Source organism: Actinotalea sp. Marseille-Q4924, from assembly GCF_916618755.1.
Taxonomy (GTDB): domain Bacteria; phylum Actinomycetota; class Actinomycetes; order Actinomycetales; family Cellulomonadaceae; genus Actinotalea.
In genome coordinates this window covers 159,168-180,586 of sequence record NZ_CAKAKB010000001.1, presented here as the reverse complement: position 1 = coordinate 180,586, position 21,419 = coordinate 159,168, and the positions used below count along the sequence as shown (strand labels likewise).

Sequence of the window (21,419 nt, the reverse complement as noted above, 5' to 3'; positions counted from 1 at the left end):
CAGGCCTGGCCGCCGCCCGAGAGGACCCCCTGCGTGACGCCGACCGACCTCCCCCAGCCCGAGCTCGTCCAGCTGCTGACGCCCGCCGGGGAGCGCGTGGAGCACCCCGCCTACTCCCCGCGCGTCGCCCACCTCGACGCCGACGCGCTGCGCGGTCTGTACCGCGACATGGTGCTCGTCCGGCGCTTCGACACCGAGGCCACCGCGCTCCAGCGCCAGGGCGAGCTCGGGCTGTACGCGCCGCTGCTCGGCCAGGAGGCGGCGCAGGTCGGCTCCGGCCGTGCCCTCGCGCCGCAGGACTACGTCTTCCCCTCCTACCGCGAGCACGGCGTCGCCCACACGCGAGGGCTGGACCTCACCGACGTCCTCAAGCAGTTCCGCGGCATCGACCACGGCGGCTGGGACCCCCGCGTCCACAACTTCCACCTCTACACGCTGGTCATCGGCTCGCACACGCTGCACGCGACCGGGTACGCGATGGGGGTGCAGCGCGACGGCCTCGTCGGCACCGGCGACCCCGCGCGCGACACCGCCGTCGTCGCCTACTTCGGGGACGGCGCGACCTCCCAGGGCGACACCAACGAGGCGCTCGTGTTCGCGGCCGTCAACAACGCGCCTGTGGTGCTCTTCTGCCAGAACAACCAGTGGGCGATCTCCGAGCCGACCGACCGCCAGACGCGCGTGCCGCTCGTCGAGCGCGGCCGAGGGTTCGGCGTGCCGAGCGTGCGCGTCGACGGCAACGACGTGCTGGCCGTCCACGCGGTGACCCTCGAGGCCCTGGAGCGCGCGCGCTCCGGCGGGGGACCCACCTTCGTCGAGGCGTACACGTACCGGATGGGCGCCCACACGACCTCCGACGACCCGACGCGCTACCGCTCGTCCGCCGAGGAGGAGGAGTGGCGCGCGAAGGACCCGATCGACCGCCTGCGCACGCACCTCGCGTCCCGCGGCGAGCTGCCGGAGGCGTTCCTCGAGTCGGTCAACGCCGACGCCGACGCGCTCGGCCGCCACGTCCGGGCCACGGTCCACGCCATGCGACCGCCGGCGAAGGACACGATGTTCGACCACGTCTACGGGAGCCGGAACACCGTCGTCGACACCGAGCGCGCCTGGTTCACCGAGTACGAGTCCGCGTTCGACGACGCGACCACGGGAGGTGCCCGATGAGCACGGAGCGCGTGACCCTGGGCAAGGCCCTCAACCTCGGCATGCGCCGGGCCCTCGAGGACGACCCGAGCGTGCTGCTCATGGGCGAGGACATCGGCACGCTGGGCGGCGTCTTCCGCGTGACGGACGGGCTGCAGAAGGACTTCGGCCCCGACCGCGTCGTCGACACCCCGCTCGCGGAGTCCGGGATCGTCGGCACGGCGATCGGGCTGGCGCTGCGCGGCTACCGCCCCGTGTGCGAGATCCAGTTCGACGGGTTCGTCTTCCCCGCGTTCGACCAGATCACGACGATGCTGGCGAAGATGCACTACCGGTCGCGCGGGCAGCTGTCCCTGCCCGTCGTCATCCGGATCCCCTACGGCGGCGGCATCGGCGCGGTCGAGCACCACTCCGAGTCCCCCGAGGTCCTCTTCGCCCACACCGCCGGGCTGCGGGTCGTGTCCCCGGCGACGCCCGGGGACGCGTTCACGATGATCCAGGAGGCCATCGCCTCGCCGGACCCTGTGATCTTCCTCGAGCCGAAGGCGCGCTACTGGGACAAGGCCGACGTCGACCTCGGCCGCACCACGGGCTCGGGCCTGGACCGCGCCCGCGTGGTGCGGCAGGGCACCGACGTCACCCTCGTCGCGCACGGCCCGTCCGTGACGACGGCGCTGCGTGCCGCGGACGCCGCCGCGCAGGACGGCCGAAGTGTCGAGGTCGTCGACCTGCGCACCATCTCGCCCCTGGACACGGCCACCGTGGCCGAGTCCGTGCGGCGCACCGGCCGCTGCGTCGTCGTGCACGAGGCGCCGACCCTCTACGGCACGGGCGGCGAGGTCGCCGCGCGGATCAGCGAGGAGTGCTTCTACCACCTCGAGGCGCCCGTGCTGCGCGTCGGCGGCTTCCACACCCCGTACCCGGTCTCCCGGCTCGAGCACGACTACCTGCCGAGCGTCGAGCGCGTGCTCGAGGCCGTCGAGCGGTCGCTCGCCCACTGAGCCCTGCCGGCGCCGGGCTCGCGCGACGCCCGGCCCCCGACCTACCCGCACCAGCGCCCGGCCATCCGGGCCCGACCGAGGAGCCAGCCGCGTGCCGAGGTTCGAGCAGTTCCGCCTCCCCGACGCCGGGGAGGGCCTCACCGAGGCGGAGGTCGTCCTGTGGCACGTCGCCGTCGGTGACCGCGTCGAGGTGAACCAGCCCCTCGTCGAGATCGAGACGGCCAAGTCGCTCGTCGAGCTGCCCAGCCCTTTCGAGGGCCTGGTCACCGAGATCCTCGTGCAGCCCGGCACGACCGTCGACGTCGGCACGCCCATCATCACCGTGGACACCGACGCCGACGGCGCCCCGGCCGACGACGCCGCGCCGGCCGCGGCGGTGGGCACGACGGCCCCGGACGCTGCGACGACCACCGCGACGGCACAGGTCGACGGCGGCCCGGTCGGCGGGTCCACGACCGCGGACGGCGGGGCGGAGACCGAGGGCAGCGGAGCGGTCCTCGTCGGGTACGGCGTCGCGAGCCACGGGACCCTGCGCCGCCGGCGCGGGACGGACCCCGCCGCCGCGGACTCGACCGGTACGACCGGCCCGACCGGCACGCCCAGCCCTGCCGGCTCGGCCCCCGCCGCCGGTGCGGGCCGAGCCGCTGCGGCGTCGTCGTCGGCGCGGGTGCTCGCCAAGCCCCCCGTGCGGCGCCTGGCGAAGGACCTCGGCGTGGACCTCTCGACGGTCCCGGCGTCGGGTCCGGGCGGGATCGTGACGCGCGAGGACGTCCTCTCGCGGGCGGAGGCGAACAAGGGCCGGGAGCTCACGGACTACCCGACGGACGAGCCGTGGCTCGCGTCCGGCACCGTCTCCCCCGACGGGCGCAGCACCCGCGTCCCCGTCCGGTCCGTGCGCCGGCGGACCGCCGAGGCGATGGTGTCGAGCGCGTTCACCGCCCCCCACGTGTCCGTGTTCCACACGGTCGACGTGACGCGCACGATGCGGCTCGTCGCCCAGCTGCGCGAGGACCGCGAGTTCGCGGACGTGCGGGTGACGCCGCTGCTCGTCGCCGCCAAGGCGCTGCTCATCGCGGTGCGACGCCACCCGGAGGTCAACGCCAGCTGGGTCGACGAGACGCAGGAGATCGTCTACAAGCACTACGTCAACCTCGGCATCGCGGCGCAGACCCCGCGCGGGCTGGTCGTCCCCAACATCAAGGACGCGCACCGCCTCAGCCTGCACGACCTGGCCGTCGCGCTCGCCGAGCTCACCGCCACCGCCCGGGCCGGGCGGACCACGCCGACCGACATGTCCGACGGAACCATCACCATCACGAACGTCGGCGTCTTCGGCATCGACACCGGGACCCCGATCCTCAACCCCGGCGAGTCCGCGATCCTCGCGGTGGGCGCCATCCGCGAGCAGCCATGGGTCCACAAGGGGAAGATCAAGAAGCGGCACGTCACGCAGCTGGCGCTGTCCTTCGACCACCGGCTGGTCGACGGCGGGCTCGGGTCCCGCCTGCTCGCGGACGTCGCCGCGGTCCTCCAGGACCCCGCGAAGGGCCTGGTCTGGGGCTGACCGCCGGGGCCGTCTCCACGACGGCCGCAGGGCCGTCACGACAACGGCCGCGGGGCCGCCCCGCACCGCCGTCCCGGGGATCCCCTCGCGGCCTCTTGTCCGGTGCCCGGGACCGGAGTAGACCGGAGAGGACGCCGACCTGGCGCCGCGGCACCCCGCGGAGGGGCGCCGGTCCGCGGCTGCAGAAGGGTGGGGACATGACCGGCCGCGTCGTCCACTTCGAGCTCCCGTTCGACGAGTCGCAGCGCGCACGGGCGTTCTACACGCAGGTCTTCGGCTGGGACTTCGCCCCGTGGGAGGGCGACCCCGGCTACCTCATGGTGTCCACCGGGCCGACGCCGCAGGACGGCCCACCCACCGAGGCGGGGTTCATCAACGGCGGCCTCGTCGAGCGCGAGGAGTCCGTCGGCCGGGTGCCGGTCGTGGTCATCGACGTCGAGGACATCGACGCGACGCTGGCCCGGGTCGAGGCGCAGGGAGGACGACCGCTGCGCGAGAAGCTCCCCGTGGGCGAGATGGGGTACAGCGCGTACTTCGAGGACAGCGAGGGCAACGTCGTCGGGCTCTGGGAGACGGCCTCCGGCGGCTGACCGCTCGGCGCCGCGGGTGCCCCCGGATGCCGACGCCGTCCCGCCGTGCTCGACTCGTGGTGGACCTGCTCTCCACCGTCTGGAGCCACCATGCGCCGTCCCGCCACGCTCGCCGCCGCCTTCGTGCTGTCCGCCTTCGCCGTCACCGGCTGCGCGACCGGCGACGAGCAGCCGGAGCAGGCGACCGACCGGGACCTCGAGGTCGAGGACCTCACGCCGGCGGCCTCGCCGGAGCCCTTCGACGCGGGTGCGGAGGAGGCGCCCACCCGCTGCTCCGACCTGTCCCCCGCGCCCGACGGGCGGTACCCGGTGGGCGAGGCCGGCACCGTCACGGTGACGGTGGCCGACGACGGCGAGGCGCTCGTGCTCGAGGACGTCGAGGCCGCCGAGGGCTGGGAGCACGAGGTCGCGCAGGAGGACGACGTCGCCATCGACGTCCGCTTCACGCCGGACGACGCCGAGTCCGCGCGCGTCGCCCTCGTCGCGGTGCTGGGCAACGACGCCGCGGGCACCGACATGCAGCCCGAGATCCTCGTCCAGTACTGCGACGCGGTGCCGTGAGCCGCGGCTGAGAGGCCTGGTCCGCGGCCGTCCGGGCCGTCAGCCCGCGCCCGTACCCTGGGACGGTGCCCGCAGCAGCCTCGTCGACCCGGTCACCGGCGAGCGGTCCGGCGCCGGCGTCGGCCGCCTCGACGCCGACCGCCCGCGCCGGCCTCGTCGTCGGTGCGGTGCTCGCTGTCGCCACGGCCCTGCTCGCGGCGCTGGTCGTCGGCATCACGGCGCCGAGCGGCCTCGCCGACCCCGGTGCCGTCGTGCGCTGGGCGACGCCGGCGGTCACGGCGGTGGGCGAGCTGGCCGGCGCCGTCGTCGTCGGCGGTCTGCTGCTGGCGGCCGCCGTGCTGCCGCGCGGGACGGGCCGGGTCGCGTCGGAGGGGCGGGCGTGGTCGGCGGTGACGCTCGTCGCCGCCGTCGCCGCGGGGGTGTGGACGATCGCGGCGGTCGGCACGCTCGTGCTCGGCTACGCGACGGTGAGCGGCACCCCGCCGTCGTCCGCCGGCTTCGGCTCGGAGCTCGGCCTCTTCGTGACGCAGGTACCGCTCGGCCGGACGCTCGTCGCGCTCGTCGTCGTGGCCGCGCTCGTCTGCGTGCTCGCGCTCCTGGTGACGACGCCCCGCGGCGCGCTGCTCACGGGCCTCGCCGCCCTGGCCGCGCTGGCGCTGCAGTCGCAGACGGGCCACGCGGCGGGCGACACCAACCACGACCTCGCCGTCACCTCGATGTTCCTGCACCTGACGGGCGCGGCGGTGTGGATCGGCGGGCTCGCGGCCCTCGCCCTCGTGGCGCACCGCCTGGGCGACGACCTGGGCCCGGCCGTCGCGCGCTTCTCGCCGGTCGCCGGCTGGGCGTACCTGGCGGTCGCCGTGTCGGGCACCGTCAACGGGGCGCTGCGCCTCGACGGCCCCGACGCCCTCCTCGGCACCGGGTACGGCCGGCTCCTCCTCGCCAAGGTGCTGCTCTTCGCGCTCCTCGGGCTCGCCGGGCTCGCCCACCGCCGTGCCGTGCTGCCCCGCCTGACCCCGACGGCGTCCGGGCGCGCGCCGGCGCTGTTCTGGCGGCTGGTGGCCGTGGAGCTGGCCGTCATGGGCGCCGTGTCCGGGCTGGCCGCCGTCCTCGGTGACACCCCGCCGCCCGTCCCGCAGGCCCCCACCGGCGAGCTGACGCCCGCGGAGATCGTCACGGGCCACCCGCTGCCGCCGCGGCCCACCACCGAGCTGTGGCTGACGACGTTCCGGTGGGACCTCCTCGTCGCGTTCGGCTGCGCGGCCGCGCTCGTCGTCTACGTGCGCTGGGTGGTGCGGCTGCGCGGACGGGGCGACCGGTGGCCGGTGACCCGGACGCTCAGCGCCGTCGCCGGCCTGACGCTGCTCGCCTGGGTGACGTCGGGAGGGCCGGCCGTCTACGGCCACGTGCTGTTCAGCGCCCACATGATCCAGCACATGATCATGGTGATGGTGGTGCCGATCTTCCTCGCGCTCGCCGCGCCCGTGACCCTCGCCTCGCGGGCGCTGCCGGTCCGCAAGGACGGCTCACGCGGTCCGCGGGAGTGGCTGCTCGGCACCGTGCACTCGCGGTGGGCGTCGTTCTTCGCCAACCCGCTGGTGGCTGCGGTGAACTTCGCCGGCTCGATGGTCGTCTTCTACTACACGCCCGCCTTCGAGTACGCGCTGACCACCACCATCGGCCACCTGCTCATGGTCGTGCACTTCACGCTCGCCGGGTACCTCTTCGTCAACGCGCTCGTGGGCGTCGACCCGGGTCCCTCCCGGCCGGCGTACCCGATCCGGCTCGTGCTCCTGTTCGGCACGATGGTGTTCCACGCCTTCTTCGGCGTCGCCCTCGTGACGCAGGAGACGTTGCTGGTGCCCGAGTGGTTCGGGCTTCTCGGTCGTCCGTGGGGCCCGTCCGCGCTGGAGGACCAGCGCGACGGCGGGGCGATCGCGTGGGGCATCAGCGAGGTCCCGATGCTGACCCTGGCCTTCGCGATCGCCGTCCAGTGGACCCGCGACGACGAGCGCACCGCGCGCCGTCAGGACCGCGCCGCGGAGCGGGACGGAGACAAGGAGCTCACGGACTACAACGCCATGCTGGCGCGGATGGCGGAACGCGACGGCGCCCGGTGACCGTGGCCCGGCGCACCAGCCGGCGGCGACCGACCCGGCGCTGACCTGGGTCGGTCCCGCTCCGGGCCCCCGTGGCAATCACCCGCTCTCGACAGGCGGGATCCGTCGACCGGCGACATGATCGTGCCTATCGGACGACCGCGTCCGGACAAGGAGGCACGAAGATGGGAATCGGATCGGGGATCTTCCTCATCGTCGTCGGCGCGATCCTGGCGTTCGCGATCGCTCCCGACACGTGGGACGTGGTGAACCTCAACATCGTCGGCTACATCATGATCGCCGGTGGCATCCTGGCCCTCATCCTGGGCCTCGTCCACAACCAGCAGCGCACCCACACGGCGCACCGCGTCGAGCGGTACGACGAGCGCACCCCGCCGCCGGCCTACTGAGCCGGGCACCGACCAGCGCGCCAGCCCCTCGCACGGCCTGCGTGCGCACGAACCGCGCGGGACCCCTCCGGTCCCGCGCGGTTCGCGTCTGCGCGCTGCCGTGACGGCGCGCGCTCAGCCTCAGGTGTCGAGCAGGCCGCGGATGATGCTGTCGCCGGAGTGCGACGGGTCGCCGTCGTAGGGCTCGTCGGAGACGTCGACCACCGGGAACTCGGACAGGTCCAGGCTGGCCGGCACGACGAACCGTCCCTCGCCGCCCTCGAGGATGCCGAGGCTGACCAGCCGGCTGACCTCGCGGTCGATGAGCCAGACCTCGCGGTAGCCCTCGAGATCCTCCCCGCCCTCCAGCGTGACGACGAGCTCCCGGGTCCCGTCCGGCGTCTTCTCGACGACGGCGGCTCCCCCGGCGTCCCAGCCGGGCAGCGGCTCGAGCTGTCCCTGCGCGACGACGACGCCCTCGGGCCCGTCCTGCGAGCCCGCGCCGGCCACGAGCGCCCCGCCGACACCGCCGACGGCGAGACCGGTGGCCGCAGCGACCCCGAGCCAGGGACCACCCCGACCGGAGAGCGCCCCGGCTCGACGGGCGCGCCGCGAACGGCGGGCAGCCAGCTCGTCGTCGGCGTCCGGGAGCGCGGCAGGACGGTTCGCGGAGACGTCGGGGTCCAGACCGGGGCTCAGCGACAGCGCGCCGCGGATGCCCTCCCAGACCTGCGGCGGGGGCATGACGAGGGCGTCGACCGGTGTGACGCTCCGGGCCGTGCTCACCGTGGCGGCCAGGGACGCCACGTCCTGCGCGCACTGGGGGCAGGAGGCGAGGTGGGACCGGGCGTCGTCGTCGGCCGCCGGCTCGCCGAGGGCGACCAGCGCGATGACCTCAGGGTCGACGTGCTGCACCATCCACCTCCAGTCGGTCTCTCAGACGCAGCAGGCTGCGTCGGATGTGGCTCTTGACGGTTCCGAGCGGGATCTCCAGCCGGCGGGAGATCTGGTCGTGGGTGAGGTCCTCGTAGAACGCGAGGGCCATGATCGTGCGCTGCGGCTCGCCGAGCCGGCTGAGCTCGTCCGCGACGGTCAGCCGGTCGGCGACCTGCGCCGTCTCGGCTTCCGCGACGGTCTCGACGGTGGCGACCGCGGCGAGCTGGTCGCGACGCTCCCGGGCGCGCCGTCCGTGCACGTCGGCGATGGCGTTCCGGGCGATCCCGGTCAGCCAGCCCGGCAGCGCCCGGGTCGGGTCGTAGCCGGAACGGCCGCGCCAGGCGTTGACGAAGACCTGCTGGGTGACGTCCTGGGCGTCCGTCTCGTCCCGCAGCGAGCGCAGCGCGAGGGTGTGGACGAAGGCCGACCACCGCCGGTACGCCTCCGCGAGCCCGACCTCGTCCCCCGCTGCGAACGCGCGGGCGACCTCGACGTCGTCCCACGTGGACGGCGCACGGACGAGGTGCACCTGCGTCGCGGTCAGCGGCTTTCCCCTCGCGATGCGCGGCACCCGCAGTGCCGCGACGGTCCCCGCGCTCATCACACCCTCGGCTCGGCCGTGACGATGACGTTGTCCGAGTAGCTGCGAGCGCCTCGGTCGAAACTACCACCGCAGGTGATCAGGACCAGGCGCTGGCCGCCGCCCCGCACGAAGACGTCATCCCACTGCACGCTCGGCTTGGGCGTCCGGCGGACCTCCGTCACCGTGAACCCGCGGGTGCTGCCGTCGGCGAGGGTGACGTCGACCGGGTCGCCGACCGCCACCTCCTGGAGCCGGGCGAACGGCCCGACGTCGGCGGAGACGATCGAGTCGACGTGGGCCGCGATGACCGCGGTGCCCTCGTCGTCGGCGGGCGAGGCGCCGTAGCGGTACCAGCCGCCGATCTCCGCCCGCGGCGGGATCTCCATCTGGCCGTCGTCCTCCACCCCGACCGGCTCCACGGGCAGCGTCACGTCGATGCTCGGGATCGCCACCCCGACCGGCTCCACCACGGTCTCCACCTCGACCGAGGCCAGGTCGGCGCTGCGCACCGGGACCTCGGGGAGCGGACGCGCGGCGGCGTCGGGCGTGGGCGTCGGCGCGGGGCTGACCGCGGGCGGTGCGGACGCCACCACCGGGTCCTCCTCGCCGCCCGTCGCGCAGCCTGCGAGCAGGAGCACCACGGCAGCGGCCCCGGCGATCACGCGGATGACCCGGTGGTGGCGGGGGCTGTGGACCGGCATCGGGGTCTTCCTCCTCGTGGACGGACGGGTGGAGCGGGTGGTCGGGCGGAGCTGTGGTGACCCGTCGTCGGAGTATCGATGCACGGGCCGAGGTGCGCGCCTAGACGAAGGGCTCCCCGCACGCGCCGACGGGCCCGCCGTGAGACGGGCCCGCGACGCGGACGGTGGACCAGGGGACCCAGGGGTGTCCGGTCCGAGCCGGGGGCGCGGTCCCAGGAAGGGGACGGGACCGCACCCCCGGCCGTGCGGGTCAGTCGTTCTTCACCGACACCGTCTGACGACGGACGGCGAAGGCGACACCCGCGGCCGCCAGCAGCGCCGCGCCGACCACCCAGGGGGTCGACGACTGCTGAGCGGCGAGACCCAGCTCCCCGGAGGGGACGCCCGACGGGGCCGAGTGCAGACCGTCGATCGTCTGGACCGCGAGGTCGAGGTTGCCGTCAGCGGCGCTGCCCCACGCGTAGACGATGGTGTTGACGCCCTCCTGGACGTTGACGTCGGCCGGGCCGATGGCCGGCGCGGTCGTACCGGCCAGCGCGACGGCCGCGGAGACGGTGCCCGCCGGGAGGTTGAGGATGCCCTCGTTCGGGTTGGTGACGTCCTCGAGCACCGGGGAGCCGCCCGCGAGGATGTCCACGGCCGGGGCCGCGGCGGTGTGGCGGACCGTCAGGCGACCCTCGCCCGCGGCGGTGTTCGAGATGTCGTTGGTGAAGAGGGTCGCCTTCGGGGCGCCGGCCTCGTCGAGGTGCGCGACGGCGGTGTAGTTCATGCCGGCTGCGAGGGGCAGGTCCACGGGGCCGATCGCCGGGGCGCTGTCGTCCGCGGCGTCGGCCGCGGTGATCGCCACCGTGTAGGTGCCGGCGGGCAGCGCGAGCGGGCCGGCGAGGTCACCGGGCTCGAAGTCGTCGAGCGTGAGGTCACCGTTGACGTACACGTCCACGGTCAGGCCGGGGACACCGTGCAGGACGGACAGCTGGGCCTCGTGGCCGTCGGCGGCCGCGGGGACGGCGCCCGTGAGGGCGAGTGCGAAGCCGGCTGCCGTGCCGGCGATGAGGCGCTTCCGCATGGGGTTCCTCCTGGGTCAGGCCCTGGTGGGGGTCTGGGGACGTGCTGACACCCCTACTACCGCCGAGGGTTCGCGCCCGGATGCAGGAAGTTTCAACTTTCTTCGCACGCCCGGTCAGGACGGCCGGTCACCGGGGGCTGCCGGGGTCACTGCGGTGAGTGCGCCGCGTCGCGCGCGGGAGATGTCCCGCGATGACGGCGAGGGCGTCCGGTCGCGGGTCAGCCGGCCAGGTCCCCCACGTCGCCCAGCTCGTCGAGGGCCGCCGCGCCGTCGAGGCGGTGGGTCGGCGCGGCGTCGCGCGCCGGCTTCGACGGTGTGCCGTGCACGACGACGTCGGCGACCGCGGCGGTGACGTTGTCGCGGGCGTCCGCCTCCTCGGCCGCGCGGACGAGCGCGTCGACGGCCTCCTGCGGGGTCGCCGCGGCGGCCAGCAGCTCGAGGCACCGCTCCTCGGCGACGTGGTCGGTGAGGCCGTCGCTGGCCAGCAGCCACCGATCGCCCGGACGCGCCTCGATCTCGCGCAGCTGCAGCCCAGGAGGGTCCTCCGGCGACCCCGTCAGCGACCGCAGGATGACGTTCCGGTTGGGGTGGTCCACCGCCTGCGACTCGTCGATCTCCCCGGAGTCGACGAGGAGCTGCACGAGCGAGTGGTCGCGCGAGACCCGGCGCGCGGTGCCGTCGCGGAGCAGGTAGGCGCGCGAGTCGCCGATGTGGAGCAGCCGGACCGTGCCCTCGCCGCACACCACGGCCGTGAAGGTGGTGCCCATGCCGGCCAGGGACGGGTCGCGGTCGGCGCGGCGGAGCAGGGCCTCGTTCGCGGTGGCCACGTGCTCGGCGAGGTCGGAGATGGAGGCGCTGCGGACGTCGTCCACGGCCTCGAGGTCCGAGAGGAAGCGCCGGACGACCGTCCACGACGCGACGTCGCCGCCGACGTGCCCGCCCACGCCGTCCGCGACCACGGCGACCGCGTCGGTGCAGCCGGCGGAGTCCTGGTTCGACCGGCGGTGGTTGCCCGTGACGGACCGGACGGCGGTCTCGAACGCCGGCTGCGTCGGCCCCTGCTCCCCCGTGTTCACCGGGGCACCGTACCCCCGCTCGCGGCCGCACGCGGTCCGGGAGGTCCGGCGGCGGCCTGGCCACCTGGTTCTCGAGGCCGGAGGACGCCGCACCTCCCCGGCGCGGGCGGTCCACGGGCTCGTGCCCGTGTCGGTGGCCCGGTGCAGACTCGGGACAGCCGCGGCGGGGGCCACGGCGGGAGGGGGCCGTCGTGGCACACACGTCAGGGATGGACATCGAGGAGGCGCGCAGGGCCAAGGCCGAGCTGGCCGGGTTCCTGCGGGACACGCAGGCGCGCCGCCCCAGCGCACAGGCGCTGGACGCGCCCCTGGTGTCGCTGGGTCTGGCCCCGCGGCCCGACGGCGGGCACGCCGTCGCCCTGCGCTACCGGCTGGGGGTGCCGACGGCGCGCATGCTCGCGCGGCGCGCGGTCGAGCACGCGGGCCCGTCGGTCGACGTGCGTCGCACGGGCAGGATCCGGGCGGTGCCCACGACGGGCCCGCGGCCGCCCGTGGTGACCGCGCGGGCGGTCGGCGAGACCGGCCGCGTCCGGCCGCTGCGTCCGGGAGTCTCGGTGGCGCACGTCGACGTCACGGCGGGCACCCTCGGCGCCTTCGTCACCGTGGACGGGCGCCTCCACGCGCTGTCCAACCACCACGTGCTGGTCGGCTCGCCAGCGGCCCGCGAAGGCGACGCCGTGCTGCAGCCCGGTCCGGCCGACGGCGGCCGCGACCCCGAGGACCGCATCGGTTCCCTGGCGCGCTTCGTCCCCCTGGACGGCGCCACGACGGCGTTCGTCGACGCGGCGGTGGCGGCGCTCGAGGACGATGAGGTCGAGGTCACCTATCCGTCCGGTCCGGTGACGGGGACGGCGCGCGTCGTCGGGGCGGAGGAGGTCGAGAAGATCGGTCGGACGACCGGGACGACCCGGGGCCGGGTGACCGCCTTCGAGCTGGACGACGTGGTCGTCGGGTACGGGCCCGAGGTCGGCGACGTGTCCTTCGACGACCAGATAGAGGTCGAGGGGCTGGCGCGGGGACCCTTCTCGCGCGGCGGGGACAGCGGATCCCTGGTGTACGTCCCCGCGACGGGGCAGGCCGTCGGGCTCCTCTTTGCCGGGAGCGAGACGGGCGGCGAGAATGGGGCCGGGCTGACCTACCTCAACCCGATCGACACGGTGCTGGAGGCGCTGGGCGCCGAGCTCCGCACCTGACCAGCGACCCCGCGCGGCGCCCGGGGGTGAGCGATGGCCGACCTGGAGCAGGCCCGAGCCGCCAAGGCGCGCCTCCGCACGGAGCTCCTCGGCCACCACGGCGTCCGGGGCATCGGTCTGGTCCGCGTGCGACACGGGTACGCGGTGCGCGTCAGCCTCGACTCCGCGGACGACGACGACCTCCCGCCGGACGTCGACGGCGTGCCGGTGCGGGTCGCCGTCGTCGGGGCGATCACTCCGCAGCACTGACGCGCGACCCCTGACCGGCCGGTGACCCGCAGGGCGCGGCGCCGGGCCGGCCACGACCGACCGGCCACGACCGACGTCCGGACGCACGGAAGGACCCGGAGGTCGGTCGTGTTCACTACCTCCGTGACCACGACTGCACCGCGCCTGCCCAAGGTCCGCGCCTCAGAGCTCGTCGGCCGGGGCTGGCTGAACACCGGGGGCCAGGACGTCACGCTCGCGGACCTCCGCGGCAAGATCGTCCTGCTGGACTTCTGGACCTTCTGCTGCATCAACTGCCTGCACGTCCTGGACGAGCTGCGGGAGCTGGAGGAGCAGTACCGGGACGTCCTCGTCGTCATCGGGGTGCACTCCCCCAAGTTCGTCCACGAGGCGGACCCGGTCGCCCTCGCCGCGGCCGTCGACCGGTACGAGGTGCACCACCCGGTCCTCGACGACCCCGAGCTGACCACCTGGTCCGCCTACAGCGCACGGGCCTGGCCGACGCTCGTCGTCGTCGACCCCGAGGGCTACATCGTCAGCCACATGGCCGGCGAGGGGCACCGCCACAACGTCGAGGTGCTCGTGCGGGAGCTCGTCGCGGAGCACGCGGCCAAGGGCACGCTGCACCGCGGCGACGGTCCGTACGTGCCGCCCGCCGTCGAGTCGCGCACGCTCCGCTTCCCCGCCAAGGCCGTCCGCCTGCCCGGGGGCACCCTCCTCGTCGCCGACGCCGGACACCACAGCCTCGCCGAGCTGGCGGCCGACGGGGAGACGCTCGTGCGCCGCATCGGGTCCGGCGAGCGCGGGCTCGTCGACGGTGGACCCGACGAGGCGCGGTTCAGCGAGCCGAACGGCCTCTGCCTGGTCCCGGACGAGCTGCGGGGACGCCTCGGCTACGACGTCCTGGTCGCGGACACGGTCAACCACGCCCTGCGCGGCGTCCGCCTCGACGACGGCGCCGTGCGCACCGTCGCCGGCAACGGCCGGCAGTACATGGTCGGGGCGTCGGACAACGTCCTGCCGGACGTGGCCGGGGACGCGCTCGCCGCCGCACCCGCGGACGCCCTCGCTGCCGGCACCGCCTTCGCGTCGGCGCTCGCCGTGACCCTCGGCACCGCGGCCGAGGCGCCCGTCGGCGCGCCGCTCGTGCTGCGCCAGAAGCTCTCCTCACCGTGGGACGTCGCGTGGTCGCCGGACCTCGGCGCGTTCGTCGTCGCCATGGCCGGCAACCACACGATCTGGGGGTTCGACGACGAGCAGGGCTCGATCGAGCGCCTGGCCGGGACGATGAACGAGGGCCTCGTCGACGGCCCCGCGGACGAGGCGTGGTTCGCGCAGACGTCCGGCCTTGCGGTCGGCCCCGACGGGCGGATCTGGCTCGCGGACTCGGAGGTGTCGGCGCTGCGCTGGCTCGCGCCGAGGGCGGGCGACGGAGGTGCGGTGACGGCGCACACCGCCGTCGGCGCGGGGCTGTTCGACTTCGGCCACCGCGACGGTCCCGCGGACCAGGCGCTCCTGCAGCACCCGCTCGGCGTCGCCGTCCTCCCCGACGGCTCGGTCGCGATCGCGGACACCTACAACGGCGCGGTCCGCCGCTGGGCCCCCGCGGCAGACGGCGACGGGCCGGGAGAGGTCACCACCCTCGCGCGCGACCTCGCGGAGCCCTCCGGCCTCCTCGTCGACGTCCACGACGACGGCGGCATCGACCTGCTCGTCGTCGAGTCCGCCGCCCACCGCCTCACGCGGCTGCGCCTGCCGGCGCGGCTGGCGGGCGAGATCCTCGACGCCGGCGCCCACCGCACGCAGCGTCCCGTGAGCGAGATCGCCGCGGGCGAGGTGCGGCTGGACGTGGTCTTCACGCCCGCGACGGGCCAGAAGTACGACGACCGGTTCGGACCGTCGACCCGCCTGCAGGTCTCGGCCAGCCCGCCGGAGCTGCTGCTGGACGGCGCCGGCGACGACGTCCCGCTGGAACGGGTGCTGCGGATCAACCCCGCGGTCGCCGAGGGGGTCCTCCACGTGACCGCGCAGGCCGCGTCGTGCGACGCGGACCCCGCGATCGAGTTCCCCGCCTGCCACCTCAACCAGCAGGACTGGGGCGTGCCGGTCCGGGTCGTCGACGGCGGCCCGGGCGTGCTCACCCTCCCCCTGCACGGCTGATCCGGGCGGCTCAGTCGGCGATCGTCGCCCGTCTCCGGACCGCCTCGCGGACCGCGTAGACCGCCGCGACCAGGGCGACGAACGCCGTCGTCGCGAACGCCTGCGTGCGTGCGGCCGCGTCGGAGAGCATGAGGAGGACGAACCCCACGAGCAGCGCGACGGTCACCCACGACAGCCACGGGTGACCCCACATCCGGACGGTCATCTCACGCCCCTCCGCCTCGAGCCGCGGGCGCAGCCGGATCTGAGCCACGGCGATCACGAGCCAGACCGCGATGAGCGACGCGCCCACGGCGCTGAGGAGGATGCCGAGGAGCCCCTGCGGCAGCCACCAGTTGAGCAGCACGCTGACGAGGGCGAACCCGGTGGACACGAGGACCGACGTCACGGGCACACCCGCCCGCGACACACGCAGGAGGGCGGGCGGCCCGTCGCCGCGCTCGGCGAGCGAGTACGCCATGCGGGACGTGCCGTAGAGGTTCGCGTTGAACGCCGACATGAGCGCGACGACCACCACCACCTCCATGATCGTCGGCAGGGCCGGGATGCCGGCCAGCCCGAGCACGGCGACGAACGGACCGGCCACGAGCTCCTCGGACGTCCACGGCAGGACGGTCACCATGATGGCGACGGACCCGATGTAGAAGAGCAGGATGCGCCAGACGATCGTCCGAGCCGCGCGGGCGATGCTGCGCTGGGGGTCGTCGGACTCCGCCGCCGCGATGGTGATGATCTCGATCCCGCCGAACGCGAAGACCACCACGAGCAGCCCCGCCGCGATGCCCGCGAGGCCCTCGGGCGCGAAGCCGCCGTCGCCGAGCAGGTGCGTCAGGCCCGCCGGCTCGCGGTCGGGGAGCAGCCCGGCGACGAGCAGGGTGCCGACGACGAGGAAGACGACGATCACCGCCACCTTGAGCGCTGCGAACCAGTACTCGAACTCGCCGAAGCTCCGCACCCCGCGCAGGTTCACCGCGGCGAACGCGGCGATCAGGACCACCGCCACGAGCCACTCCGGCACCGCCGGGAGCCAGCTGTGCACGATCGCCGACGACGCGGTGATCTCGACGCCGAGCACCATGATCAGTGTGAACCAGTAGACCCAGCCGACCGTGAACCCCGCCCAGCGCCCGATGCCCGCCTCGGCGTACGTGGAGAACGAGCCGCTGGACGGCAGCGCCGACGCCATCTCGGCGAGCATGCGCATGACGAGCACGACGATGAGCCCGGCCACCATGTACGACAGCAGGATGGCCGGTCCCGCGATGCTGATGCCCGCGCCGGTGCCGATGAAGAGGCCGGCGCCGATGGCCGAGCCCAGGCCCATCATCGTCAGGTGCCGGACGCGCAGCCCGTGCGCGAGGTGGGGCTCCCCGACCGGCACGTCGAGCGTCACGCCGGGCGCAGGTCCCCCCGCGCCGGCGGGTCCGAGGTGGGAGGGGCGGTGCTCAGTCACACCGCGCAGTGTCCCGCAGCATCGCCATGGCGTGCTCCGTCGTCGCGGTCAGCACGTCCGGCGCGTCTCCCCCGAAGACCTTCTTCTCCGCCCGCACCCCGTCCGGCGTCGCGACGGCGAACCACACGGTGCCGGCCGGCTGCCCCTCGTCCGGCTCGGGCCCGCCCACGCCGGTGACCGCGACGACGAGGTCGGCGCCGAGCAGCCGGGCAGTCGACGTGGCCATGGTCCGGGCGCACTCCTCGGTCACGACGGGACCCTCCGGGACCCCGAGGAGGTCGAACTTCACCTGCGGCGTGTACGCGACGACGGCGCCGCGCAGCCACTCCTGCGCGGACGGGGCCGCCGCCAGGACGCTCGCGATCGTGCCTCCGGTGAGCGACTCGGCCGTGCCGACGGTCCAGCCGCGGCGCTCCAAAAGGTCGGGCAGGTCGGCGGCGAGCCGCTGGGCGGCGTCGGCGGTGGTCGTCACCGCGGTGCGGAGGTCGGACATGCGTCCCAGGGTGCACGCGCACCCGGATCCCGGCACCCGGGCGGGCGAGGGCGGTGCCCGCGGGCGGGCGCCGCGTCAGCCGGTCGCGCCCTCCGGCACGGGCGCGGCCACCGGCAGCGTCGCCGTCGTCGTGGTCACGTCGGCACCGACGGCGCGCAGCACGAAGGTCTCGGTGGCGCCGATGGCGGCGGACCGGCCCGGCCCGTCCTCCTCGGGGACCGACCGGCTCGACAGGCACGCGTGCACCAGGGGCACGGTGGTCTCGAGCGGCTGCTGCGCGAACACGCCGGACTCCATGCCGGCGGTGAGGATGCCGCGCAGGATCGCCTCGACCGGGACGGCGTGCTCCCGCAGGCGCCTCTGCATGTCCGGGGACAGGAGCGTGCGCAGCTCGGAGCCCCCCGGAGCGAGGTGGAAGACGCGCTTGAGCTCGGCCTGCTGACGGATGTACGTGCGCAGCTGCAGGACGGGGTCGTCCAGGCCGTCGAGAGCGCGCTCCAGCGCCGCGACCCACTGGTCGGTCTCGTGCGTGATGAACTCCAGGAGGAGCGACTCCTTGTCCGGCACGTGGTTGTACACGGCCGTCCGTCCCACGCCTGCCGCCGCCGCGACCTCCGCGAGGGTCACCGAGTCGAAGCCGCGCTCGGACATCAGCGTCGCGAGCGCCGCGAACAGCTTGTTGCGGGTCTGCTCGCGGTGCTCGCTGAGCGAACCGCCGATGATCTTCGGCACCGGACCATTCTCCCACCTGCCTGCCTGCCGGCCGGCGCGGTGGGGGCCGGGACCGGGGCCTATCGTCTCGACATGACGATCGATCCGGACACGAAGGACTGGACCTGGGTGCTGGAACGGCCCTGCCCCGAGTGCGCCTTCGTGGCGTCGGCGGTGACGGGACCGCAGATCCCGCGGATCACCCGGGAGTGCGCGGCGGCGTGGGACGGCGTCCTGCACCGGGAGGACGTGCGGGACCGGCCCGCCCCGCAGGTGTGGTCGCCGCTCGAGTACGCGTGCCACGTGCGTGACGTGTGCCGGGTCATGGACCGGCGGGCCCGGCTCATGCTGTCCGAGGACGTCCCGACCTTCCCCGACTGGGACCAGGACGAGACCGCGCTGCGCGAGCGCTACGAGGAGCAGCAGCCCGCCGTGGTCGGGCAGGGTCTGCAGTCGGCGGCCGAGGCGATCGCCGCCCGCTACGAGGCCGTGCCCGACGGCGCCTGGGACCGTCGCGGGATGCGCAGCAACGGCTCCGCGTTCACCGTCCTGACCCTGGGCCGCTACTTCCTGCACGACGTCGTCCACCACCTGCACGACGTCGGCGCGTAGGCGTCACCCGAACGGCCGACGACGACGACCGTCCGTGCACATCCTGTGTCCACAGACCTGTGCACGACGCGCTGGTCCAAGCACAGATTTCTGTGGACAGACCTGTGGACGGACGGTGGATGAAAAGTGCCCCGTACGACCTCTTGCCGGGTGTCCCGGACAGGTCTAGAACTGAGCCATCGGCAGGACGACGACGCCGGATCGGACGGGGAGACCCGCTCCGATCGAGCCTCCGGGGCGACCCGGGGAACGATGGACCAGGGCGACCTGGACCGTCGGCGACGGGGTCGATCGACCTGCCGGTACCGATCGGAGAACGGCAGACCTTCCCACCCGGGCGACCGGGCGGGAGCTGGGACCTCGCAAGACAGACCAGCACCGCGGACGGCGACGCGGAGGGTGTGACGCGATCCGGACGGTGGACCGCTGCCGGCCGCAGAGGTCGCAGATCCGTTCCGGGGACCTCGGGAGACCGGGGCGTCGGACCGGGGCGTCCGGGGAACCGGACGTCCTGGAGACGGACCTGTGGCCGACCTCGGCCGGATCGCCCCGCCGCGGCGGGCGGCTCGTCAGGCGACTAACGGGCCGGGAGCAGCAGTCCCAGCGAGGCCCCTCGGACGCCTATTCCGAGGGGCCTTCGCTGCTGCTCGGGACCAGGGTAGGCAACGCCCAGCGCGCGCCGACGTCCCGACACGCGGTGCGGGACGGGCGCTCGACAGCTCGGGCGCTCAGGCGCCCGGCCGCTCAGACGTCGTCGGGCGTCTCGTCCACGAGGTCGGCGAACTCGGGGTTGTCCTCGACGAAGGACCGGATGAACGGGCACTCCGGCACGATGCGCAGCCCGCGCCGGCGGACGTCCTCGAGGGCGCCGCGGGCCAGCGTCGACCCGTGCCCCTGGTCGCGCTGGTCACGGTCGACGACCGTGTGGTCCATGACCACCCTGCCGCCCTCCCAGCGGTAGGAGGCGAAGCCGACGACCTCCTCCCCGTCACGCAGCTCGTAGCGGGAGGCGGTCTCGTCGTGGGTCACGGTCACGTCGCTCATCGCCCGAGAATAGGCGCGCGGGTCCCGGTGTTGCCCCTCGTATGACGAACCTCGAGGCCCGACCCGTCGAGGTGCTCTGCGACGACCGGCCGGCGGCCGGCACGGCGGTCGAGCCCGGGAGCATCGAGGTGCTCGAGGCGCGCGACGTGCCGCTCGGGGGCCCCCGTGCGATGACCGTGTGCCGGACGCTGCCCCAGCGCCGGCGCTCGTTCATCGGGGCGTGGTGCTTCATCGACCACTACGGCCCGGACGACGTGTCCGTCACCGGCGGCATGCGCGTCCCGCCGCACCCGCACACCGGGCTGCAGACGGTGAGCTGGCTGTTCTCCGGCGAGGTGGAGCACCGGGACAGCCTCGGCACCCACGCGTTCGTCCGGCCGGGGCAGCTCAACCTCATGACCGCCGGCCACGGCATCAGCCACTCCGAGGACTCGACCGCCGCGACGACCGTCCTGCACGGCGTGCAGCTGTGGACGGTCCTGCCGGAGGAGTCACGCGACACGGACCCGGCGTTCGAGCACCACGTGCCCGACCCCGTCGCGCTCCCCGATGGGGAGCTGCGCGTCTTCCTCGGCTCGCTCGGGGGCGCCTCCTCGCCGGTCCGGACCTTCTCCCCGCTCCTCGGTGCCGAGCTCGTGCTGCGCGCCGGCGCGACGCAGACCGTCGACGTCGACCCGGCCTTCGAGCACGGCGTCCTCGTCGACACGGGCGCCGCTGCGGTCCGCACGGACCGCGCGGACACGCACGGCGCGCCCGCCGTGGGGGCGTCGTCGGGGGAGCTGCTCTACGTCGCACCCGGCGCACGTTCCGTGACCGTGCATGCCTCCGACGACGGCGACCTGCGGGTGCTCGTCCTCGGCGGCCTGCCGCTCGGGGAGCAGGTCGTCATGTGGTGGAACTTCATCGGGCGCGACCACGACGAGGTCGCGCGGGCGCGCGCCCAGTGGCAGGCCCAGATCGGCGCCGACGACGCCGCGGTGGACGCGGGCGGGGACCCGGCCGCGGGTGAGACCCGCCGGGCCGACCTGGCGTCGGCGGAGGGCGTGCCCGACGGCGTGTCGACCCGCGCTGCCGGACCGCGCGCGCGCTTCGGCGTCGTCCAGGGCCACCCGCACGCGCCGCTGCCCGCGCCACCGATGCCGCACCAGCGGCTCAAGCCGCGAGGCTGAGGGCCACCGCGGCGGGACGGGTCCGTGGCGGTCGCGACCCCCGGGGGATCGGCGCCGCCGGGGCCCGGGGGTGTCGGCTCGGGTGGTGCCCGGACACAAAGGTGGACCCGCTGCGCAGGGGGGGAGCAGCGGGTCCGTGTTAACGGTAACACCGGGCGCCGGGCGCGCGTGCGCCCTTTCGGGTGAATTCGGCCCCATACCCCCAGGCGTATAACGTTTACCCTGCCTGACCTGCAAGGTTGCATGCCACGCAGGGCGTCGTCGGGCCGCTGCGGGCGCCGGTCACGGGCGCGGCGCGTACATGATGACCGCGACGCCGAGGAGGCAGACGGCGGCGCCGGCGAGATCCCACCGGTCCGGCCGGAACCCGTCGACGACGACGCCCCAGGCGAGCGAGCCCGCCACGAAGACGCCCCCGTACGCCGCCAGGACGCGGCCGAAGCTCGCCTCGGGCTGGAACGTGACCAGCAGGCCGTAGGTGCCGAGGGCGAGCACGCCGGCGCCCACCCACAGCAGACCGCGCTCCTCGCGGACGCCCTGCCACACGAGCCACGCGCCCCCGATCTCCGCCAGCGCGGCCAGGACGAAGAGGGCGACGGAGCGCGCGAGCATCATGCGCGCCATCATCACAGCGCCGGACCGGA

The 21,419-nt window shown here is 74.7% G+C and carries 22 protein-coding genes; 12 read left to right on the top strand and 10 right to left on the bottom strand.

All coding sequences use genetic code 11. The features are described from left to right. Positions 1-33 precede the first annotated feature (33 nt). From pdhA to LG379_RS00755, 7 genes are all read left to right on the top strand, one after another. A complete protein-coding gene (gene pdhA / locus LG379_RS00785) occupies positions 34-1,167 on the top strand; it encodes a pyruvate dehydrogenase (acetyl-transferring) E1 component subunit alpha (RefSeq protein ID WP_225752697.1) in 1,134 nt (377 codons plus the stop codon). Further along, positions 1,164-2,147 carry an alpha-ketoacid dehydrogenase subunit beta gene (locus LG379_RS00780; protein ID WP_225752696.1) on the top strand — a complete coding sequence of 328 codons (984 nt, stop codon included), beginning with the start codon at positions 1,164-1,166 and terminating at the stop codon, positions 2,145-2,147. The genes pdhA and LG379_RS00780 overlap by 4 nt, the downstream gene beginning before the upstream one ends. Before the next feature lie 91 nt (positions 2,148-2,238). Next, a complete protein-coding gene (locus LG379_RS00775; RefSeq protein ID WP_225752695.1) occupies positions 2,239-3,711 on the top strand; it encodes a dihydrolipoamide acetyltransferase family protein in 1,473 nt (490 codons plus the stop codon). Positions 3,712-3,908: 197 nt separating this feature from the next. After that, a complete protein-coding gene (locus tag LG379_RS00770) occupies positions 3,909-4,301 on the top strand; it encodes a VOC family protein (protein WP_225752694.1) in 393 nt (130 codons plus the stop codon). Positions 4,302-4,391: 90 nt separating this feature from the next. Continuing rightward, positions 4,392-4,862, top strand: coding sequence for a hypothetical protein (locus tag LG379_RS00765; protein WP_225752693.1), 471 nt, complete (start codon positions 4,392-4,394; stop codon positions 4,860-4,862). Positions 4,863-4,927: 65 nt separating this feature from the next. Beyond that, the gene (locus LG379_RS00760; protein WP_225752692.1) at positions 4,928-6,982 is read left to right on the top strand and encodes a cytochrome c oxidase assembly protein; all 2,055 of its coding nucleotides are present in this window, start codon (positions 4,928-4,930) and stop codon (positions 6,980-6,982) included. Between the two features lie 164 nt (positions 6,983-7,146). Further along, positions 7,147-7,371, top strand: a complete 225-nt coding sequence (locus LG379_RS00755) for a DUF6458 family protein (RefSeq protein WP_034228308.1) — start codon at positions 7,147-7,149, stop codon at positions 7,369-7,371. A gap of 120 nt (positions 7,372-7,491) precedes the next feature. Here the strand turns inward: LG379_RS00755 and LG379_RS00750 are convergent, their stop codons facing one another. The 5 genes from LG379_RS00750 to LG379_RS00730 all read right to left on the bottom strand — a co-directional run bounded on the left by LG379_RS00750 (position 7,492) and on the right by LG379_RS00730 (position 11,712). Beyond that, positions 7,492-8,268 (bottom strand): anti-sigma factor, encoded by a 777-nt coding sequence (locus LG379_RS00750; protein WP_225752691.1) that lies wholly within the window; start codon positions 8,266-8,268, stop codon positions 7,492-7,494. After that, a complete protein-coding gene (locus LG379_RS00745; RefSeq protein WP_225752690.1) occupies positions 8,246-8,887 on the bottom strand; it encodes an RNA polymerase sigma factor in 642 nt (213 codons plus the stop codon). Before LG379_RS00745 ends, LG379_RS00750 begins: the two co-directional genes overlap by 23 nt. Continuing rightward, entirely contained in the window at positions 8,887-9,570 is a 684-nt protein-coding gene (locus tag LG379_RS00740) for a class F sortase (RefSeq protein WP_225752689.1), read from the bottom strand. The genes LG379_RS00745 and LG379_RS00740 overlap by 1 nt, the downstream gene beginning before the upstream one ends. A gap of 250 nt (positions 9,571-9,820) precedes the next feature. Then, on the bottom strand, positions 9,821-10,636 hold the full coding sequence (locus tag LG379_RS00735) for a DUF4397 domain-containing protein (RefSeq protein ID WP_225752688.1): 816 nt from the start codon (positions 10,634-10,636) through the stop codon (positions 9,821-9,823). Positions 10,637-10,854: 218 nt separating this feature from the next. After that, a complete protein-coding gene (locus LG379_RS00730; RefSeq protein WP_225752687.1) occupies positions 10,855-11,712 on the bottom strand; it encodes a PP2C family serine/threonine-protein phosphatase in 858 nt (285 codons plus the stop codon). Positions 11,713-11,903: 191 nt separating this feature from the next. On the opposite strand from LG379_RS00730, the gene LG379_RS00725 reads away from it, so the two are divergent. The 3 genes from LG379_RS00725 to LG379_RS00715 all read left to right on the top strand — a co-directional run bounded on the left by LG379_RS00725 (position 11,904) and on the right by LG379_RS00715 (position 15,293). Next, complete coding sequence (locus tag LG379_RS00725; protein WP_225752686.1) at positions 11,904-12,905, top strand: hypothetical protein; 1,002 nt, start codon at positions 11,904-11,906, stop codon at positions 12,903-12,905. A 33-nt stretch (positions 12,906-12,938) separates the two neighbouring features. Then, positions 12,939-13,154, top strand: a complete 216-nt coding sequence (locus LG379_RS00720; RefSeq protein WP_225752685.1) for a hypothetical protein — start codon at positions 12,939-12,941, stop codon at positions 13,152-13,154. Positions 13,155-13,277: 123 nt separating this feature from the next. Further along, positions 13,278-15,293, top strand: coding sequence for an NHL domain-containing thioredoxin family protein (locus LG379_RS00715; protein WP_225752684.1), 2,016 nt, complete (start codon positions 13,278-13,280; stop codon positions 15,291-15,293). A gap of 10 nt (positions 15,294-15,303) precedes the next feature. On the opposite strand, the gene LG379_RS00710 is transcribed toward LG379_RS00715, so the two are convergent. The 3 genes from LG379_RS00710 to LG379_RS00700 all read right to left on the bottom strand — a co-directional run bounded on the left by LG379_RS00710 (position 15,304) and on the right by LG379_RS00700 (position 17,971). Then, complete coding sequence (locus tag LG379_RS00710; RefSeq protein ID WP_225752683.1) at positions 15,304-16,746, bottom strand: amino acid permease; 1,443 nt, start codon at positions 16,744-16,746, stop codon at positions 15,304-15,306. Beyond that, a complete protein-coding gene (locus LG379_RS00705; RefSeq protein WP_225752682.1) occupies positions 16,739-17,239 on the bottom strand; it encodes a CinA family protein in 501 nt (166 codons plus the stop codon). Before LG379_RS00705 ends, LG379_RS00710 begins: the two co-directional genes overlap by 8 nt. Positions 17,240-17,314: 75 nt before the next feature. Beyond that, positions 17,315-17,971 (bottom strand): TetR/AcrR family transcriptional regulator, encoded by a 657-nt coding sequence (locus LG379_RS00700; protein WP_225752681.1) that lies wholly within the window; start codon positions 17,969-17,971, stop codon positions 17,315-17,317. A 72-nt stretch (positions 17,972-18,043) separates the two neighbouring features. Between LG379_RS00700 and LG379_RS00695 the strand changes: the two genes are divergently transcribed. Then, positions 18,044-18,562, top strand: coding sequence for a DinB family protein (locus LG379_RS00695; RefSeq protein ID WP_225752680.1), 519 nt, complete (start codon positions 18,044-18,046; stop codon positions 18,560-18,562). 744 nt (positions 18,563-19,306) lie between these two features. On the opposite strand, the gene LG379_RS00690 is transcribed toward LG379_RS00695, so the two are convergent. After that, a complete protein-coding gene (locus LG379_RS00690; RefSeq protein ID WP_225752679.1) occupies positions 19,307-19,606 on the bottom strand; it encodes a GNAT family N-acetyltransferase in 300 nt (99 codons plus the stop codon). A gap of 41 nt (positions 19,607-19,647) precedes the next feature. Here LG379_RS00690 and LG379_RS00685 point away from each other — a divergent pair, with 41 nt between their 5' ends. Continuing rightward, complete coding sequence (locus LG379_RS00685) at positions 19,648-20,775, top strand: pirin family protein (RefSeq protein WP_225752678.1); 1,128 nt, start codon at positions 19,648-19,650, stop codon at positions 20,773-20,775. Between the two features lie 282 nt (positions 20,776-21,057). On the opposite strand, the gene LG379_RS00680 is transcribed toward LG379_RS00685, so the two are convergent. Continuing rightward, a complete protein-coding gene (locus LG379_RS00680; RefSeq protein WP_225752677.1) occupies positions 21,058-21,390 on the bottom strand; it encodes a YnfA family protein in 333 nt (110 codons plus the stop codon). Positions 21,391-21,419 lie beyond the last annotated feature (29 nt).

What these genes read in the sequence shown, in the direction of transcription:
- LG379_RS00705 (WP_225752682.1), bottom strand. Translation starts at nt 17,239, where the DNA reads ATGTCCGACCTCCGCACCGCGGTGACGACCACCGCCGACGCCGCCCAG.
- LG379_RS00750 (WP_225752691.1), bottom strand. Translation starts at nt 8,268, where the DNA reads ATGGTGCAGCACGTCGACCCTGAGGTCATCGCGCTGGTCGCCCTCGGC.
- LG379_RS00680 (WP_225752677.1), bottom strand. Translation starts at nt 21,390, where the DNA reads ATGATGCTCGCGCGCTCCGTCGCCCTCTTCGTCCTGGCCGCGCTGGCG.
- LG379_RS00690 (WP_225752679.1), bottom strand. Translation starts at nt 19,606, where the DNA reads ATGAGCGACGTGACCGTGACCCACGACGAGACCGCCTCCCGCTACGAG.
- LG379_RS00745 (WP_225752690.1), bottom strand. Translation starts at nt 8,887, where the DNA reads ATGAGCGCGGGGACCGTCGCGGCACTGCGGGTGCCGCGCATCGCGAGG.
- LG379_RS00695 (WP_225752680.1), top strand. Translation starts at nt 18,044, where the DNA reads ATGACGATCGATCCGGACACGAAGGACTGGACCTGGGTGCTGGAACGG.
- LG379_RS00740 (WP_225752689.1), bottom strand. Translation starts at nt 9,570, where the DNA reads ATGCCGGTCCACAGCCCCCGCCACCACCGGGTCATCCGCGTGATCGCC.
- LG379_RS00735 (WP_225752688.1), bottom strand. Translation starts at nt 10,636, where the DNA reads ATGCGGAAGCGCCTCATCGCCGGCACGGCAGCCGGCTTCGCACTCGCC.
- LG379_RS00765 (WP_225752693.1), top strand. Translation starts at nt 4,392, where the DNA reads ATGCGCCGTCCCGCCACGCTCGCCGCCGCCTTCGTGCTGTCCGCCTTC.
- LG379_RS00780 (WP_225752696.1), top strand. Translation starts at nt 1,164, where the DNA reads ATGAGCACGGAGCGCGTGACCCTGGGCAAGGCCCTCAACCTCGGCATG.
- LG379_RS00755 (WP_034228308.1), top strand. Translation starts at nt 7,147, where the DNA reads ATGGGAATCGGATCGGGGATCTTCCTCATCGTCGTCGGCGCGATCCTG.
- LG379_RS00685 (WP_225752678.1), top strand. Translation starts at nt 19,648, where the DNA reads ATGACGAACCTCGAGGCCCGACCCGTCGAGGTGCTCTGCGACGACCGG.
- LG379_RS00770 (WP_225752694.1), top strand. Translation starts at nt 3,909, where the DNA reads ATGACCGGCCGCGTCGTCCACTTCGAGCTCCCGTTCGACGAGTCGCAG.
- LG379_RS00720 (WP_225752685.1), top strand. Translation starts at nt 12,939, where the DNA reads ATGGCCGACCTGGAGCAGGCCCGAGCCGCCAAGGCGCGCCTCCGCACG.